19 protein-coding genes are annotated in these 15,997 nt (G+C 40.2%); 17 read left to right on the top strand and 2 right to left on the bottom strand.

Annotation, left to right across the window (positions count from 1 at the left end):
• Window position 1: 1 nt before the first annotated feature.
• From phnH to OCV47_RS16195, 17 genes are all read left to right on the top strand, one after another.
• Window positions 2-610, top strand: coding sequence for a phosphonate C-P lyase system protein PhnH (phnH, locus tag OCV47_RS09570; RefSeq protein WP_262654858.1), 609 nt, complete (start codon window positions 2-4; stop codon window positions 608-610).
• Entirely contained in the window at window positions 610-1,674 is a 1,065-nt protein-coding gene (locus OCV47_RS09565) for a carbon-phosphorus lyase complex subunit PhnI (protein WP_262654857.1), read from the top strand. Before phnH ends, OCV47_RS09565 begins: the two co-directional genes overlap by 1 nt.
• Window positions 1,674-2,534, top strand: coding sequence for an alpha-D-ribose 1-methylphosphonate 5-phosphate C-P-lyase PhnJ (locus OCV47_RS09560; RefSeq protein ID WP_262654856.1), 861 nt, complete (start codon window positions 1,674-1,676; stop codon window positions 2,532-2,534). Before OCV47_RS09565 ends, OCV47_RS09560 begins: the two co-directional genes overlap by 1 nt.
• Complete coding sequence (locus OCV47_RS09555; protein ID WP_173790084.1) at window positions 2,516-3,346, top strand: ATP-binding cassette domain-containing protein; 831 nt, start codon at window positions 2,516-2,518, stop codon at window positions 3,344-3,346. The genes OCV47_RS09560 and OCV47_RS09555 overlap by 19 nt, the downstream gene beginning before the upstream one ends.
• Window positions 3,347-3,371: 25 nt before the next feature.
• Complete coding sequence (gene phnM, locus OCV47_RS09550) at window positions 3,372-4,556, top strand: phosphonate metabolism protein PhnM (RefSeq protein ID WP_262654855.1); 1,185 nt, start codon at window positions 3,372-3,374, stop codon at window positions 4,554-4,556.
• An 8-nt stretch (window positions 4,557-4,564) separates the two neighbouring features.
• The gene (locus OCV47_RS09545; protein WP_262654854.1) at window positions 4,565-5,278 is read left to right on the top strand and encodes a phosphonate C-P lyase system protein PhnL; all 714 of its coding nucleotides are present in this window, start codon (window positions 4,565-4,567) and stop codon (window positions 5,276-5,278) included.
• Window positions 5,278-6,093: a PHP domain-containing protein gene (locus OCV47_RS09540; RefSeq protein WP_262654853.1), complete on the top strand. Its 816-nt coding sequence runs from the start codon at window positions 5,278-5,280 to the stop codon at window positions 6,091-6,093. Before OCV47_RS09545 ends, OCV47_RS09540 begins: the two co-directional genes overlap by 1 nt.
• 137 nt (window positions 6,094-6,230) lie before the next feature.
• A complete protein-coding gene (phnW, locus tag OCV47_RS09535; RefSeq protein WP_262654852.1) occupies window positions 6,231-7,340 on the top strand; it encodes a 2-aminoethylphosphonate--pyruvate transaminase in 1,110 nt (369 codons plus the stop codon).
• Window positions 7,337-8,122: a phosphonoacetaldehyde hydrolase gene (gene phnX / locus OCV47_RS09530; RefSeq protein ID WP_262654851.1), complete on the top strand. Its 786-nt coding sequence runs from the start codon at window positions 7,337-7,339 to the stop codon at window positions 8,120-8,122. Before phnW ends, phnX begins: the two co-directional genes overlap by 4 nt.
• Window positions 8,123-8,187: 65 nt before the next feature.
• On the top strand, window positions 8,188-9,240 hold the full coding sequence (locus tag OCV47_RS09525; protein WP_262654850.1) for a phosphate/phosphite/phosphonate ABC transporter substrate-binding protein: 1,053 nt from the start codon (window positions 8,188-8,190) through the stop codon (window positions 9,238-9,240).
• Between the two features lie 146 nt (window positions 9,241-9,386).
• Window positions 9,387-10,196 (top strand): phosphonate ABC transporter ATP-binding protein, encoded by an 810-nt coding sequence (gene phnC / locus OCV47_RS09520; RefSeq protein ID WP_262654849.1) that lies wholly within the window; start codon window positions 9,387-9,389, stop codon window positions 10,194-10,196.
• Window positions 10,193-10,978: a PhnE/PtxC family ABC transporter permease gene (locus OCV47_RS09515; protein ID WP_262654848.1), complete on the top strand. Its 786-nt coding sequence runs from the start codon at window positions 10,193-10,195 to the stop codon at window positions 10,976-10,978. The genes phnC and OCV47_RS09515 overlap by 4 nt, the downstream gene beginning before the upstream one ends.
• Window positions 10,978-11,829, top strand: coding sequence for a PhnE/PtxC family ABC transporter permease (locus OCV47_RS09510; protein WP_262654847.1), 852 nt, complete (start codon window positions 10,978-10,980; stop codon window positions 11,827-11,829). Before OCV47_RS09515 ends, OCV47_RS09510 begins: the two co-directional genes overlap by 1 nt.
• Window positions 11,830-11,853: 24 nt before the next feature.
• The gene (locus tag OCV47_RS09505) at window positions 11,854-12,972 is read left to right on the top strand and encodes a phosphonoacetaldehyde reductase (RefSeq protein ID WP_262654846.1); all 1,119 of its coding nucleotides are present in this window, start codon (window positions 11,854-11,856) and stop codon (window positions 12,970-12,972) included.
• Window positions 12,973-13,023: 51 nt separating this feature from the next.
• Window positions 13,024-13,614, top strand: a complete 591-nt coding sequence (locus tag OCV47_RS09500) for a chromate transporter (protein ID WP_262654845.1) — start codon at window positions 13,024-13,026, stop codon at window positions 13,612-13,614.
• 5 nt (window positions 13,615-13,619) lie between these two features.
• Complete coding sequence (locus OCV47_RS09495) at window positions 13,620-14,183, top strand: chromate transporter (protein ID WP_262654844.1); 564 nt, start codon at window positions 13,620-13,622, stop codon at window positions 14,181-14,183.
• A gap of 42 nt (window positions 14,184-14,225) precedes the next feature.
• Window positions 14,226-14,480, top strand: coding sequence for a hypothetical protein (locus tag OCV47_RS16195; RefSeq protein WP_416888013.1), 255 nt, complete (start codon window positions 14,226-14,228; stop codon window positions 14,478-14,480).
• 20 nt (window positions 14,481-14,500) lie between these two features.
• On the opposite strand, the gene OCV47_RS09490 is transcribed toward OCV47_RS16195, so the two are convergent.
• Complete coding sequence (locus tag OCV47_RS09490; RefSeq protein ID WP_262654843.1) at window positions 14,501-14,932, bottom strand: MobA/MobL family protein; 432 nt, start codon at window positions 14,930-14,932, stop codon at window positions 14,501-14,503.
• A 117-nt stretch (window positions 14,933-15,049) separates the two neighbouring features.
• A complete protein-coding gene (locus tag OCV47_RS09485) occupies window positions 15,050-15,988 on the bottom strand; it encodes an Abi family protein (protein ID WP_262654841.1) in 939 nt (312 codons plus the stop codon).
• Window positions 15,989-15,997 lie beyond the last annotated feature (9 nt).

Genomic DNA, 15,997 nt, shown 5'->3' with positions numbered 1-15,997 from the left:
AATGGCAGAAGATATGGAGTTGGAATATCAGTTTGATTTCGTCCACGATGGACAGAAGGTCTTTCGAGGATTGTTGGAGGCAATCGCGAATCCGGGAGAGATAAAAAGTATCAGACAGGAATCCGGAAAATTTGAAGGGAAATATGCTGTGCTTTTGGCACTGGGCTGCACGCTTCTTGACAATGAGGAAAAGATGTATGTGGAGAAGAATCCGAGCCTTTCATCCGAACTGCACAGCCTTACATTGTGTCGTGAGGACGAGTTAAAGATTGCGGATTATGTGTTCCTGTCATCGGAAATGAATTATGGATCTCTGGAACAGATATTAAGAAATGTAAAGCATGGTACATATGCTGATCCACAGGAATCAGCAACAGTTATCCTGTCATGTGAGAGCATACAGGGAAAAGAATCGATGACTCTGATGGGACCGGGAATCAAAGGTGAGAAGCAAATAAGTGTATATCCATATATCAAAAAGACAATTACACTTTATAGAAATCTGAACATAGAATATCCGTTGGGTGTTGATATGGTGTTTGCAGATAAGGAGGGGAATCTTCTCGGAGTTCCCCGGCTTGTAAAAGTAAAAGAGCAGGAGGAGATATAATGGCATATGTTGCAGTTACAGGCGGAAGGGAAGCCATTGAGCAGTCTCTGAAACTGTTGGAAATATTCAGAGATAGTAAAGAAGATATATCGGTATCCAGTATTAAGGAAAATATGGGGCTTTTGATTGACAAAATTATGAGCGAGGCGGGATTTTATTCTCAGGAATATGCGGCACTGGCATTGAAACAGTGTGAAGGAAGTGTGGAAGAAGCGGTATTCTTGTTAAGGGCTTACAGATCTACATTGCCGAGAAATTATTATTCCAATCCAGTAGATACAAGAGATATGCGTTTGATCCGCAGAATTTCCGCAGCATTCAAGGATATTCCGGGAGGACAGATTCTTGGACCGACTTATGACTATTCACACCGACTTCTTGATTTTTCACTGATGGAAGAAAAGAATGCAGACGAGAAAAAGGAAGAGCAGGAGCCGGAAGAAGAATTATCGGGAGCGGATATACACTGTGGAAGGGTAACTGACCTGCTGAGGGAAGAAAAGGTACTGGAATATGTGGAAGAGGATAATACGGAACCTTTTGATGTGACCTGTAACCTGTTGACATTTCCGGCGCCGAGAAGTGCAAGGCTTCAGACATTTGCAAGAAGTGACGCGGGATTTTTGGGAGGTGTCGCCTACAGTGCAATGCGTGGATATGGAGCGACCCATCCAACGGTGTCAGAACTGAGATGTGGTTATGTGGAAGTATGCGTTCCATATGCACTGAACGAGGAGGAGGAACTCTGTATCGGAGAGATTCTGGTTACAGAAGTAGAAGCTTTGGTTCCATCCTGTACAGAAACAGATGAAGAGTTTGACAAGATGACGTTGTCTGGTGGCTATGGATTGATATTCGGAAGAAATGAAAATAAAGCGATTGCTATGTCTATCGCAGATGCCAGTTTGGAGACTGTGGGTGACACACCATCGCAGGATGAGGAATTCGTGCTGACTCATGGGGATTGTCTGGAGATGAGCGGATTCATTTCTCATTTGAAACTGCCGCACTATGTAACGTTCCAGTCGAAGCTTGACCGTGTCAGAGCAAAGGAGGAAGCATAATGATAGATGGCAGACATTATAATTTCGCGTTTCTGGATGAAGGCTCTAAGAGAGAAATAAGAAGAAGTATATTGAAGGCAGTCGCAATACCAGGGTATCAAGTGCCGTTTGGTTCCAGAGAACTTCCGATTGGAAGAGGGTGGGGAACCGGAGGAATCCAGATTACATTGTCGATTATTGGAAAAGAAGACGTACTGAAAGTTATCGATCAGGGAAGTGATGACAGTGTAAATGCAGTAAACATTAAAAAGCTTGTAGAAGAATGCACCGGAGTTCAGATTACCACAGATTCTGAAGAAGCGACCATTATTCAGAGCCGTCACCGTATACCGGAGATTCCGATGAGAAATGATCAGATTCTTGTACTTCAGGTTCCGACACCGGAGCCCCTTAGAATCGTGGAGCCGAGAGAAGCTGTGACTAAACAGATGCATGCGGAGGCAGAATACAGTGGGATGTGGCTGTCTTTGTTCGAAGATCTGACACAGTACGGCGAAATCAGCATCAGCTCAGAGTATCCGGTAATGGTGGAGGACAGATACGTTATGAATCCCAGTCCGATTCCAAGATATGATAATAAGAAGCTGAATGACAGTGATACCCTATATCTTTTTGGGGCCGGAAGAGAGAAGAAGATTTATGCGATTCCACCGCACACGAAGGTTATTTCCATGTGCTTTGATGATGTTCCATTTAAGACAGAGGATTTTGAAGGAAAATGCTGCCGTCTTTGCGGGGCAACAGGAGTGTATCTGGATGAGTTGATTGACGAAAAGACCGGTGAAAAGGTGTATGAATGCAGCGACACGGGATTCTGCAGGGGAAGAAGGGAGAGGATAGCATGGAAACACCAGTCTTAAGCATCGATCACTTAACAGTACGTTACGGCAAGACCTGTGAATACTGTAGGAACGGTGGAAAGCTTGATAAAAATACTTGTCCTCACTGCAAGACAGTCTGGGCGTGCAATGATGTGAATGTGAATTTATATGAAGGAGAGATCCTTGGTATTGTCGGGGAATCAGGTTCTGGGAAATCCACCTTGATGAAAAGCTTATATTTTGACTTTGACATTACGGAAGGAAAGGGTTATCTGAGAGATTTTCATGATGGAAAAGAAGATATCTTCTCTCAGAGCCTGCAGCAGAAGAAATATATTAAGAATCATATTATGGGTATGGTATACCAGAACCCTATGTTGGGGCTGCGTATGGATTACTCCAGTGCGGGAAATATTGCGGAAAAACTGATTGCAGCAGGACAGCGAAATTATGCGGGTATGAATGATAGGGTAGCAGAACTTCTGGATGCAGTGGAGATTCTGCAGACCAGAAAAAAGGAACCGCCGAAGAATTTCAGTGGTGGAATGCAGCAGAGGGTTCAGATTTCAAAAGCACTTGCTAATAATCCGGCAATTCTCCTTCTGGATGAAGTGACCACAGGGCTTGATCTTTCCGTACAGGTAAAGGTATTGGAGTTGATTCGTGAAATCCGACAAAAATTCAATGTGTCTATTATGCTGGTGTCCCACGACCTGGCGGTTATCCGGATGCTCGCTGACCGTACCATAGTGATGCTGGATGGAAAGATTATTGAACAGGGGCTGACCGATCAGATTCTGGATGACCCGCAGATGCCATATACACAACAGCTGGTACATTCATTACTTTAAGAAATGAAAAACAGGAGAAAAATGGATGAAGAAAGCAATTAAAAATGGAAAACTCATTTTGAAGGATCGTGTGCTGGAAGGGTATGATCTGATTCTCGAAGAGGGAAAGATTCAGAGTGTCTGTCCATCAGAAGAGAGCAAAACAGAGGATGGCTGCATATATGATGTGAAAGGAAGTTATGTTATGCCGGGAATCGTAGATATTCATTCGGACATGATTGAATCATATATTCAACCGAGGAGCACGGCTGTTATGGACTTCGAAATGGGGCTTAAGGAAGCGGAGAAAGTGTTGGTCGGATGTGGAATTACTACAATGTTCCATTCAATCTCTATGTTTCGTGAGGGAACCTGGGATGTCAAAGCAATACGACAGGCACCGCAGGTAAAAAGACTGGCGGAGCTGGTGGCAAGGTACCGCCATGAGGAGAGATTAATCAGACACAGATATCATCTTCGATACGAGATAGATAATCTGGCCTGTTATGAACAGGTGAAAGAGATGATTCAGAAAGGATATGTAGATTTGCTATCATTCATGGATCATACACCAGGACAGGGACAGTATAAGAACCTTGACATTTATCGGAAACATCAGCCAAATGAAGGCAGAGATATGACAGAAGAGGAGTTTGCAGCGCTTGTCAAATCCGAGTTTGAGAAAGAAACCAGTACCTTTGATCAGTTGAAAGAACTGGCGGAGATGGCAAAAGAATGCGGTATCTCTGTTGCAAGCCATGATGATGACACGTTGGAAAAACTTCAGATTAATAAACGACTTGGTGTGGCAATCAGTGAGTTTCCGATTACTATGGAAGTCGCTAAAGCTGCAAAGCTAAAGGGATTTAAGACCGTTGTAGGCGCACCGAATATTCTGCTTGGAGGATCGCATTCGGGAAACCTGTCAGCGTTGGAAGCAATCAGAGAAGGTGCGGCGGATGTTCTGGTATCTGATTATTATCCACAGTCTCTTTTACAGGCGGTATTTCAACTTTATGAGACAGAAGGAATACCAGTGTGGGAGGCAGTAGGATATGTGACGCTGGCACCGGCAGAGGCAGTAGGATTGGCGGATTGTATTGGGTCTCTGGAGGAAGGAAAAGAAGCAGATATTCTTGTCGTGAAAAGTCAGGGCGGTCACCCTTGCTTGGAAAAGGTATTTGTTGCTGGCGAGTGCATTATGGAATGTCATTACCGGAAAGCAGATTAGGAGGAAATATGGAGACGATATTGGAAATCAAAGGACTATCAAAAGAATTCTATCTGCATGCTCAAAACAGATTGATTAAAAGTTGCAGAGATATTTCTTTTGCGTTGAATAAAGGGGGTTTCATCGGAATAGTGGGAACTTCGGGAGCCGGGAAATCTACGGTTTTGCGCTGTATCTACCGAACCTATCTGGCAACAACGGGGAGCGTCATCTATGATTCGCTTTCTTATGGGAAGCTGGATCTGATTAAAGCTTCCGAACAACAGATTATTCATCTGCGAAAAGTGGAGATAGGATATGTATCACAATTTCTTTCAATCCTGCCGCGAACGACTGCAAAAGAACATGTTATAAGCGGGGCTTTGGATGCAGGGTTTTCATATGAAGAGTCAGTAAAAAAAGCGGAAGAGATGCTCAGATACTTTAGACTGAATGAGAATCTGTGGGATATTTATCCGAATACATTTTCCGGAGGAGAAAAGCTGAGACTGAATCTTGCACATGCCATGGTCAAGGCACCGAGACTCCTGCTTTTGGATGAGCCGACTGCTTCGTTGGATAATAATACAAAGATACTGGTTAAGGAGCTTCTTATGAAATTGAAAGGGGAAGGGACTTCCATGATTGGTATTTTTCATGACCTGGAATTTATGGAAGGGCTGTGTGACCATGTATACAATATCACAGAAGGCAGATTTAAAAACGAGAAGGAGGCATCCTGATGTATTTCGCAGATTTGCATGTACATACCAATGTTTCGGATTGCAGTATGTCAGCAGAAAATATTTTGAAAAAGGCAAAAAAATCGGGAATTACACATATTGCCTTTACCGATCATGATACTACCCAATGTGCATTCGAGCATCAGCGGCTGGCGGCAGAGTTTGGAATTCAGGCGATTCCTGCAGTGGAAATGTCTGCTTATGATTATGAAGGAAAGAGAAAAGTACATATTCTTGGATATGGATATAAGACAACAGAACATATAGAAGCTATAGGAAGCGAAACCCTACGTAAACGTCATGAAAATTGTCTCAGACAGATTCACATTTTAAACAATATAGGTTATCAGGTTCCGGTTGAAGAGGTTCAGAAGATGGCAGGAGACTGTATTTATAAGCAGCATATTCTGGATTATCTTTTGAAAACCGGGCAGAGTAAGTCACTTTTTGGAGATATATACCGGAATATCTTTAAAAATGGCGGCCCCTGTGATTTTGATATTACCTATCCGAACGCTGCAGAGGTTGTGGAAGCGATTAAGAAAGATGGTGGAAAGGCTGTACTGGCACATCCGGGACAGCAAAAGAATTTCGATATCATTCCATTACTGGTACAGTCAGGGCTTGACGGAATCGAATGGAATCATCCTTCTAACAAAGATGAGGACAAGAAAAAAGTAGAAGCATATGCCCGAGAATATGGATTATTTCTGACAGGCGGGAGTGATTTCCACGGGCAATACGAAAATGGCGGGGCAGGGCTCGGTGAATATCCGGCACATGGAGAAAGCATCTGTCTGTTTGTAAATAATTAGGTCAATATTTTTTCAAAATTTTTACAGGGGTTTGAAGACAATAAAACATAGCTCCGATAGAATGATTAAGTAAAAAAAGAAATATACAGTATCAACTGTTAAAACGAATATTTGCATTAACAGAAAGGATATGAGTCATGAATAAATATAAATTACTTACTCCCGGACCGCTGACCACAACAGAAACCGTGAAAGAAGCCATGCTTACAGATCATTGTACATGGGATGATGATTACAAGGCTATAACTCAAAGTATCAGAAAAAAGCTGATAAAAATTGCAAATGTGTCCGAAGAAAACTATACAGCAGTACTTTTGCAGGGCAGTGGTACCTATGGGGTTGAGTCTGTTCTTACAAGCTCTGTCGGAAGCGGAAAGGTTTTACTTATCACAAATGGCGCATATGGTAAAAGAATGGTGCAGATTTGTGAATATGCAGGGATTAGTTACCTTGAGTACAATGTGGAGTATGCTGAAATACCTTCTTCTGAAATGGTTGAGGAAATTCTCAATTCAAACGGTGATATTACACATATAGCAATGGTACATTGCGAAACAACATCGGGTATTTTAAATAATATTGAAAGTATTGCTTATACTGCAAAAGCATATAACAAGACATTCATTGTAGATGCTATGTCGAGTTTTGGTGGATTTGAAATTCCTGTTGAAGAATCAGGAATTGATTTTCTCATCAGTTCCGCAAATAAATGCATCCAGGGAGTTCCCGGTTTTACATTCGTAATAGCAAAAAGGGATTCTTTGGAGAAGACGAAAGGAAACTGCCATAGTCTTTCACTTGATTTGTATGCTCAGTTTGAGGAAATGGAAAAGGACGGAAAATGGCGTTTTACTTCCCCTACGCATACAGTTCTTGCGTTTGCAAAAGCTCTGGACGAGCTTGAAGAAGAAGGCGGAGTTAAGGCACGTGAAAAACGTTATACAGAAAACAACCACAGATTGACGGAAAATATGCAGGCACTGGGATTTAAAACATATGTTGCAAGAGAATATCAAAGTCCGATTATTACTTCTTTTCTTTACCCGGAAAATAAGAATTTTGATTTTAAAGAAATGTATGACTATATAAAGGAAAACGGATATGCGATCTATCCTGGGAAAGTAACAGATATAGATACTTTTCGCATTGGAAATATCGGTGAGATTTATCTTGAGGATATAGAAAGAATAACAGAGATTTTTAAGAATTTTCTTGCACTGAAAAACACTGGAGGAAATATAAGATGAGGAAAATAGAAGCAGTTATTTTTGACTGGGCAGGAACAACAGTGGATTACGGTTCTTTTGCTCCTGTACAGGCTTTCATTAAAGCATTTGAAAAATTCGGAATAAAACCGACAAATGATGAAGTAAGAAAACCTATGGGCATTGCAAAAATAGATCATATTCGCGAGATGCTTAAAATGGAACGCATTTCCTGTGAGTGGGAACATATTTATGGCAGAGGCTTTACCGAGGACGATGTAAAAGAAATCTATCAATTGTCTGAAACACTTATTCTGGATATTTTAAAAGATTATTCTGAGCCAAAGCCTTATGTGCTTGAAACTATCGTTGCACTTAGGAAAAGAGGTATCAAAATAGGTTCAACGACAGGGTACAACGATGAAATGATGGAAATTGTAAAAAAAGCAGCCGCTGAAAAGGGGTATATGCCTGATGCCTGTTTTACTCCTGACAGCACGAACAAAGTCGGCAGACCATATCCATATCTTATCTTTAAGAATATGATGGCACTCAATGTCAAGTCTGTTGATGCTGTTTTAAAGGTTGGCGATACTGTTGCAGATATTATTGAAGGTAATAACGCCGGTGTTACAACTGTAGGAATAATTGAAGGAAGTTCTGTACTTGGATATTCCGAAGCAGAATATGAAGTACTTACTGATGAAGAAAAGACAAGAGCTGGAATCAAAGCATCGGAAATCTATAAAAACTGCGGTGCTGATTATGTACTAGCCAATATGAGTGGCCTGGTTGATTTGATTGATGCTCTTGAACAAAAATAATCAGTTGAAAACAACTGTTTATTATAAATAATTTATTGTGCATACGACACAGAAAGGACAAGATTATGAAAAATTTTAAGAAATTTTTAACGCTGGGGTTAACACTGGCAATGTTCGCAGGATGTTTAACAGGTTGTCAAAATAATAGCACTGCCCCTGCCGAGGATGAAACTGCAACAAACAAATATGCAGACACTATCACAATGATTTGGGCGCCAAACGAATCAGCAGAAGATTATGATGTTGCAAGAGAAGAGTTTTCAAAGCTGATCGAGCAGGCAACAGGCAAAAAGGTGGAGCATCAGCTTACAACAGATTATGCAGTTGCCATTGAGGCGATGGCATCCGGAAAAGCACAGATTTGCTTTAACGGTGCAGAAAGTTATGTTCAGGCACATGAAAAAAATAATGCGGTTCTTCCTCTGTTCGTAAACAGCGGTGAGTCAGGTACACTTGAGGATGCAATCTATTACAGCTTCCTTGCAGTGGAAGAGGAAAATGCTAAGGATTATGCTGATGGTGACAGTTATAGTATTGACAATATCGAAGGTAAAAAGATGTCTTTTGTATCAAATAGCTCAACATCAGGTTTTAAAGTTCCAACGACATCTATCATCAATCATTTTGCAGATAAAAATCTGACAACAGATTCTCTTATCAATGCAGGCGAGTTCTTCTCTGAGGTAATGTTCGGAGGCTCTCATCAGGGATCTGCTTTTAACCTTATGTCAGGAAAAGCTGATGTAGCAGCATTCTGTGATACCGAGATCAGACCTTATGCTGATTGTACAGAAGGAGAAGAAAATACAGTAGGTGCTGTTTATACTATCAAAGATAATGCTACTGCTCCTTTTGATCAGGTACAGGGTGAGAAATTTACAGTTATAGCATGTACACCTGTACTGAACGGACCTTTCTTCTACAATGCAGACACACTTAGCCCTGAAGATGTGAAGGCTATTCAGGATCTGTTCACATCTGATGAAGTAACAAACAATCCTAAAATCTTCATTCCTGAAGGATCAGAAGATGTAGGCTTATTTGAAAAAGAGGGGGATGCAAAGTTCGTTTTAGTTGAGGATGAATGGTTTGATCCAATCAGAGAAATGGGTAAATAAGATTTAAGTGTAAAGACTGAAGGAAATCAGCATAATGTGTATCAATCAAGTTGGTTTACACTTACGCAGTTTCTTTCAGTCTTTTTATCTTGAAAGAAGATAAAACCTCCAGCGGATCGCAGAGGTGTGCAGAAAGGAAAAAGAAAATGCCAATATTACAATTTGAAAATGTCAGTAAAATATATAATAATGTGACTAAGGCACTTGACAATATTTCATTTTCGTTGGACGAAGGCGAATTTGTTTCTATCATAGGCCCGTCAGGAGCTGGGAAATCAACAATTCTCCGTTGCTGTAACCGTTTGATTGACGCAAGCGAGGGTAATATCTGGTTTGATGGAAAAGAAATTACAAAAATGAAAAAGAAGGAGCTTCGCAACGTCAGAACCAAAACAGGTATGATATTCCAGCATTATAATCTTGTCGAGAGATTGAGCGTTATGGAAAACGTATTGCATGGCAGGCTTGGGCAGAAATCTACATTTGCAGGAATGGCAGGTATCTATTCTGAGGAAGAAAAGCTTCAGGCGTTTCAGATTTTAAAAGAGCTTGATCTTGCTGAGCAGGCATATAAGCGCTGCGATGAGCTTTCAGGCGGACAAAAGCAGCGAGTTGGTATTGCAAGAGCAATTATGCAGCAGCCAAAGATGATTTTATGCGATGAGCCTATTGCTTCTTTAGACCCGAAATCTTCAAGAGTTATTATGGATCATTTAAAGAAGATCAATGAAACAAAAAATATAACCTGTCTTGTAAATCTGCATCAGGTTGATGTTGCGATGAAATATTCAAAACGAATCATTGGGGTTACCGGAGGCAAAATCGTTTTTGATGGTTCTCCTGAAAGACTGGATACCGCAACAATTCACAAAATATATCAGTCAAGTGACAGTGAGCTGATTACGGATGTCAATGTGAATATGGATGAGAATATGAATATGAGGGCTGCCATATGAAAAATGATGTATTTGTGAAAAGAAAAGGTACCTATATTGCTGTCATGGTGGTAATTGTTCTGCTTTATTTTGGATCGGCATATGTTACCGAATTTCATATGTCAGAAGGCCTTGCATCATTTCCGGGAGCTCTTTCATGGATTAGAAAAAATCTTATTCCTGATGAGCAGGCAATAGGCAGAATACCAAAAATATTGTCCATGCTTTTGGAAACCACTCTGCTTTCTGTCGCTGTAACTGTTATTGCTGCTACTTGTGCATTTATGTTCAGCCTGCTCGGAACACGTACCACAAAAATCAATCCTGCAATTGGAAAAACGGTTCGTATTGTTGCCGCATTTTTCAGAAATGTTCCTGATGTTGTATGGGCTATGATTTTAATGTTTTCATTTGGACAGAACATATTAACAGGCTTTCTTGCTCTGTTCTTTACCACATTCGGTTTACTTACAAGGGCTTTTATTGAAACAATAGATGAGGTCAGCTCCTCTTGTGTTGAAGCACTGACTGCAACCGGTGCAAAATTCATTCAATGTGTATTTCAGGGCATTATTCCATCATCACTTACGGGTATTGTTTCCTGGGTGTTGTACATGATAGAAACAAATATACGAAGTTCCACACTGATAGGCATGCTGACATCAACAGGGATAGGCTATTTGTTTGATATGTATTATAAAGGGCTTCAATTTCCATCGGCAGGACTGATTGTTTTGTTTATGGTCATTCTGGTGATTGCGATCGAGAGTATTTCAAATAAGATAAGGAGAGTGATTATGTAATGAATACAAATACTATTGCTATTACTGATTTCGGTGGAATAGAAAGGAACAGAAACGGTAAAATCCGAATCTCTGCCAAAAGTAAAAGTAATTCTGCAGTCAAACTCCTTGTCATTTCCCTTGCAGCTATATCCGTGGTGGCAATTTTCACCTTTGACTATAAAAACATTGATTTGGGTCAAGCGATTGCAGACACCTTTGTAAATTTTAAAACAGTATTCTTAACACCAAAGCTCTCAAGAACGAGTTTGACAGAGCTTTTATATCAGCTGTTAGTCACTTTCTGCCTCGGGGCTTTATCTACTGTATTCGGAATGATATTGGCTTTTTTTTGTTCTCTTCTTTGTGCAAAGAATATTTCCGATCTTCATGTGGCTAATATCATAAAAAGTGTGGTTGCGCTGGTAAGAGCAGTCCCTACTGTGCTTTGGGTGTTGATATTTGCTGTTTCGGCAGGACTTGGAAGTGTTGCTGCAGTTGTCGGTCTGACGTTTCACAGTTTCGCCTATCTTACAAAGGTATATTCAGAGGCAATTGAGGAAATTGATGACGGAACAATAGAAGCTTTAAGAGCAAGCGGTGCAGGCTTCTGGCAGATTGTAACGCAGGCGATTCTGCCGTCAAGCATAAGCTATATGGTGGCATGGACATTTATGAGATTTGAAATCAATTTTACGAATGCAGTTGCAATGGGAGCAGCAGCAGGTGCAGGTGGAATTGGATTTAACCTCTATATGGCAGGCAGTTTTTATTTTGATCTGAGAGAGATGGGGGCGCTGACATACATTGTTGTAATTGCGGTTGTCATCCTGGAAATGTGTTCGACCAAAATAAAAGAAAAGGCTAAATAATGTATGATCGAAGAGGTTTTGAGTATGAAACAAGAAATTATCATAAATAAAAATCCGTTAGATGTGATAAATGAAATATCAGTTAGGCATAAGATAAAACGCTTTATGCTTGTCTGTGATACTGCATTTGAATCACTCGGCACTTTTGATGAGTATGGCAAGATAAAAAACATTGCTGTAACATTCAATTCTTTTTCCTCAAATCCGTTATACGACGAGGTATGCGAGGGTGTAAAATTATTCAAATCCGAAAGATGTGACGGAATTATTGCTATAGGCGGAGGCAGTACAATAGATACGGCAAAATGTATTAAAGCGTTTTCAAAAATGTCAGACAATGAGCTTTATTTGACACAAAAATTTCCTGAAAATGATACACCATTTATTGCCGTACCTACAACCGCCGGAACAGGTAGTGAATCAACACGGTATGCTGTTGTTTACTACAAGGGCGAAAAGCAGTCGGTTACGGATAATACCTTGATTCCTGATTATGCTCTGCTTGATGCAAGAAATTTACAAACCCTTCCCCTGTATCAGAAAAAATGTACGATGCTTGATGCACTTTGTCAGGGGATTGAATCCTGGTGGTCGGTAAACGCAACTGAAGAAAGTCGTAAAATTTCTCAGAAGGCAGTTGCTATGATTTTGGAAAATTTAGGTGGTTACCTTAGTGGAGATCAAGCGTGTGCAGATAATATGATGATCGGATCAAACCTTGCCGGACAGGCAATCAACATTACACAAACTACGGCAGCACATGCAATGAGTTATAAGTTGACAAGCCTCTATAAGATACCTCATGGCAGAGCAGCCTTTGTATGCCTGCCTTATGTATGGGAATATATGATAAAAAATTCAAAAGATAATGAAAATCTTACACAAGTGTTTAAAAATATTGTTTCTACATTAGATTGTAAAACTTTATGGGATGCAGTTAATCTTTTGAAAGAAATGAATCATGAACTGTTCGGAAAAGAAAATGTAACTGTTAATTTCCAAGATATCCCTCTGCTTGCACGTTCAGTAAATGTCACACGGCTCAAGAACAATCCGGTAAAACTTAGTAATCAGAATCTTATCTCACTTTATACCAACATTTTGGAGGAATTTGCCACTGGAGACATTACGGTTTTGAACTAAAAGTTACGATTATCTTTACTCTTGTTAAATTCATGAGGAAGGGGGTATTTAGTGAGTCAGAAAGAAAACAAGTCTTTGGAAGAATTACCCGTGTCACAGATTTACTGGAAATTGTTCAAAAATATATTTGTAATCAGTGCGTGTACGTTTGGAGGAGGGTTTGTAATCATTGGAATGATAAAACAGAAATTTACAGAAAAGCTGCACTGGATATCAGAAGAAGAAATATTGGATATGACAGCAATCGCACAGTCGGCACCGGGGCCTTTGGGTGTCAATATGGCAATTATTACTGGTTATCGTATCCGCAAAATACCGGGCGCACTCATCTGTACACTGGGAGCAGTACTGCCTCCGTTGATTACTGTTTCTGTCATTTCTGTATTTTATAATCAGTTCCAGAACAATGCGATTATCGCACGTGCGCTTCAGGTCATGAGAGCAGGGGTTGCGGCAGTCATTGTCGATGTAGTTATCAATCTGGCATCCAATATATTTAAGACGAAAAATGTTCTATGGATTATGGTGATGATTGCTGCATTTGTTGCTACTGTGTTTTTCAAGGTCAGTGCAATCGTTCTGATACTGATTTGTTCTGAAATTGGGTTATATTATAGTATTATGACAGGAAGGAGAAAATAGGATAAATGATATATTTGAAACTGTTCTGGTCATTTTTTCAAATCGGGCTTTTCAGTTTCGGGGGCGGTTATGCAGCTGTGCCTTTGATTCAGAGTCAGATTGTGGAAACGAATCAATGGATGAGCATGGGGCAGTTTGCAGACTTGATTACAATAGCAGAGATAACGCCGGGACCGATTGTGGTGAATTGTGCTACTTTTGTGGGACAACAGATTGCGGGACTGCCGGGGGCTATCGTGTGTACCTTAGGATGTATTCTCCCTTCGGCCCTCATTGTCCTTGCATTATCCTGGATGTATATGAAATTCCGTAACCTGAGTATTGTACAGGGAGTGCTCATTGGGCTGCGTCCGACAATCGTTGCCATGATTGCATCAGCCGGTTTTTCATTACTTTTGCTGGCACTTTTCAATACTTCGCTTTCAGAGCTGGTAATATCCGATTTCAGAGTTGTGGAGGGTGTGATATTTGTAGCGTGCCTTGTGCTTCTGCGGAAGTTTAAGGTGAATCCGATAGGGATTATCTTTGGATCTGGAATTGTTGGAATAGTAGTGTATTTGTTATTGTAAACGGCAGAAATAAAGTTAACATAACAAAAAAGATTCAATTGCTTGTGGGATGTAATCGTAAAGTACTCCGGAGACATTGAAAATATTCCCGTAGCAGGGCTACAGATTACAACACTTTTGAATCAGTATGCGGTAATACCGATTCCATATCCGGTCAGGATCATATTGATCTGCTGGGAACGGGTAAGAAAGTTCTCTTTCGCATCCTTATCAATTTCCGTGACCAGTTTTGGATTTCTTGTTTGGTGGCTTTGTATTTTTCTATTACGGGCTTTGTCATTTTTATCCATTCTTTAGCGGAAGTGGTCTGCTTTTCGTTATGGAGCATCTGGTATTGGAAGATGATCATGGTACCATGGATATTTTCCAGTGCTTTGGCGATTCAGTTTGCATCGGTCAGAAATCATGCCTTTCTTTTCCATATCTTTTGCAATATAGCCTTCGTGGATTGTCGGCTGTTCAATAATGCCCTGATCAGAAAAACTGTGATGATCAATCCGTGTATCAATCTCATAGTCTTTTTCCTGTGTGGCAGAGGGCGTCAGATAGACTTGAAGAATGTGTGCATGGGGATTATGTCCATCGGTATCGTGGATGGCAAAATCAGCACACATCCCCATATCTACAAAGTTCTTTTGAATAAAATCCTGAAGGAGAGAGATGTTGCTGTCGGCATCCAATTCTATGGGAAGAGCCACAGCAAATTCTCTCGCCAGTCGGCTGTCTTTTGTTTTTTCAGCAGCTTCCACAGCATTCCAGAGCTGCTCCGGGAACTGGAGGAAGATAAGGAAAACAATGGACAGGAGAAAAAAGAAGCGGCAGCTTCCTGAGATGGAAATCGCAGGGCTGCCGTTTTATATATGATTTTAATATATTTTATATCTGCAAATCTTCTCCCAATTTTCAGGGAATCCCATTTGTTTTAATAGTTGTGCCTGTGTTAAATGTGGGCACTGCTTAAGTACTCGCTTGATTAACTGGATAAGAGAGCGTTTGAATGATTTAAAATCATCATTGTTGATGAGATATCTTAGTGAAAGAACTACAGCAAATAAATCGTGTTTACCAAGAGTATAACTCCCCTTTTTCAATGGAATAGAAAGCTTTTGGTGTAGGAGTGTATCAGGGATTGTATCTTGAGTTCGAAAATCATATAATCGTTCTCCATGAGCACATACATTCCGGCACTTTGCAATAATAGTGATAAATTGATGCAATTGTTTTTCTGTATAGCCTGGGAAATGTTTACTGACTTTTACCTGGACATCGTTTGGCATATATTGATAAAAGGCAGAAAGCTGTCCAAATGTAACAGCATTCATTGCAACCCAGAGTGGAACATTACCATATACCTTGGAATAATGGGAAATATAATTATAATGGGAAGGCATCGAAATACAGTTTTGCATAGAATGAATCAGGCGATTGACAGCTTTTTGGTTTTTCTTTGCAGAATTAAAATTTACAGGGTTTAGATATTCTGCCTGACTTTCACCAAATTTTTCACAGAAGTGATAGGAAATCAAAGATTTCAGATGCCGTTCTACATGAAGAATATACATTAAAAATAAAGTCCGTAACTCTTCATCAAAATAATAAAATGCAACAATTTCTTCAAATGTAACACCATATAAGTATTTTCCAGAAGGTTTATGTTTGAACAGATTTTTGTATCCGCCAATCAAAGAATAGTAGCTGATATGCTCTAGCGTATGGATGGCAGTTGGAACATCTGAAATGGTTAATTGTTTTTCACTCTGTAATTTTTCAATTTGCTGATCGTATGTAAGAAATTTTTTCTCCATAATATATCA

Source organism: Muricoprocola aceti, assembly GCF_025567005.1.
GTDB lineage: Bacteria > Bacillota > Clostridia > Lachnospirales > Lachnospiraceae > Marvinbryantia > Marvinbryantia aceti.
Note: the sequence above shows the minus strand (reverse complement) of the source record. Positions and strands in the feature narration are given on the sequence as shown.

Coding starts and splice junctions, on each gene's coding strand:
- phnH (WP_262654858.1), top strand. CDS start 2: ATGGCAGAAGATATGGAGTTGGAATATCAGTTTGATTTCGTCCACGAT.
- OCV47_RS09565 (WP_262654857.1), top strand. CDS start 610: ATGGCATATGTTGCAGTTACAGGCGGAAGGGAAGCCATTGAGCAGTCT.
- OCV47_RS09560 (WP_262654856.1), top strand. CDS start 1,674: ATGATAGATGGCAGACATTATAATTTCGCGTTTCTGGATGAAGGCTCT.
- OCV47_RS09555 (WP_173790084.1), top strand. CDS start 2,516: ATGGAAACACCAGTCTTAAGCATCGATCACTTAACAGTACGTTACGGC.
- phnM (WP_262654855.1), top strand. CDS start 3,372: ATGAAGAAAGCAATTAAAAATGGAAAACTCATTTTGAAGGATCGTGTG.
- OCV47_RS09545 (WP_262654854.1), top strand. CDS start 4,565: ATGGAGACGATATTGGAAATCAAAGGACTATCAAAAGAATTCTATCTG.
- OCV47_RS09540 (WP_262654853.1), top strand. CDS start 5,278: ATGTATTTCGCAGATTTGCATGTACATACCAATGTTTCGGATTGCAGT.
- phnW (WP_262654852.1), top strand. CDS start 6,231: ATGAATAAATATAAATTACTTACTCCCGGACCGCTGACCACAACAGAA.
- phnX (WP_262654851.1), top strand. CDS start 7,337: ATGAGGAAAATAGAAGCAGTTATTTTTGACTGGGCAGGAACAACAGTG.
- OCV47_RS09525 (WP_262654850.1), top strand. CDS start 8,188: ATGAAAAATTTTAAGAAATTTTTAACGCTGGGGTTAACACTGGCAATG.
- phnC (WP_262654849.1), top strand. CDS start 9,387: ATGCCAATATTACAATTTGAAAATGTCAGTAAAATATATAATAATGTG.
- OCV47_RS09515 (WP_262654848.1), top strand. CDS start 10,193: ATGAAAAATGATGTATTTGTGAAAAGAAAAGGTACCTATATTGCTGTC.
- OCV47_RS09510 (WP_262654847.1), top strand. CDS start 10,978: ATGAATACAAATACTATTGCTATTACTGATTTCGGTGGAATAGAAAGG.
- OCV47_RS09505 (WP_262654846.1), top strand. CDS start 11,854: ATGAAACAAGAAATTATCATAAATAAAAATCCGTTAGATGTGATAAAT.
- OCV47_RS09495 (WP_262654844.1), top strand. CDS start 13,620: ATGATATATTTGAAACTGTTCTGGTCATTTTTTCAAATCGGGCTTTTC.
- OCV47_RS09485 (WP_262654841.1), bottom strand. CDS start 15,988: ATGGAGAAAAAATTTCTTACATACGATCAGCAAATTGAAAAATTACAG.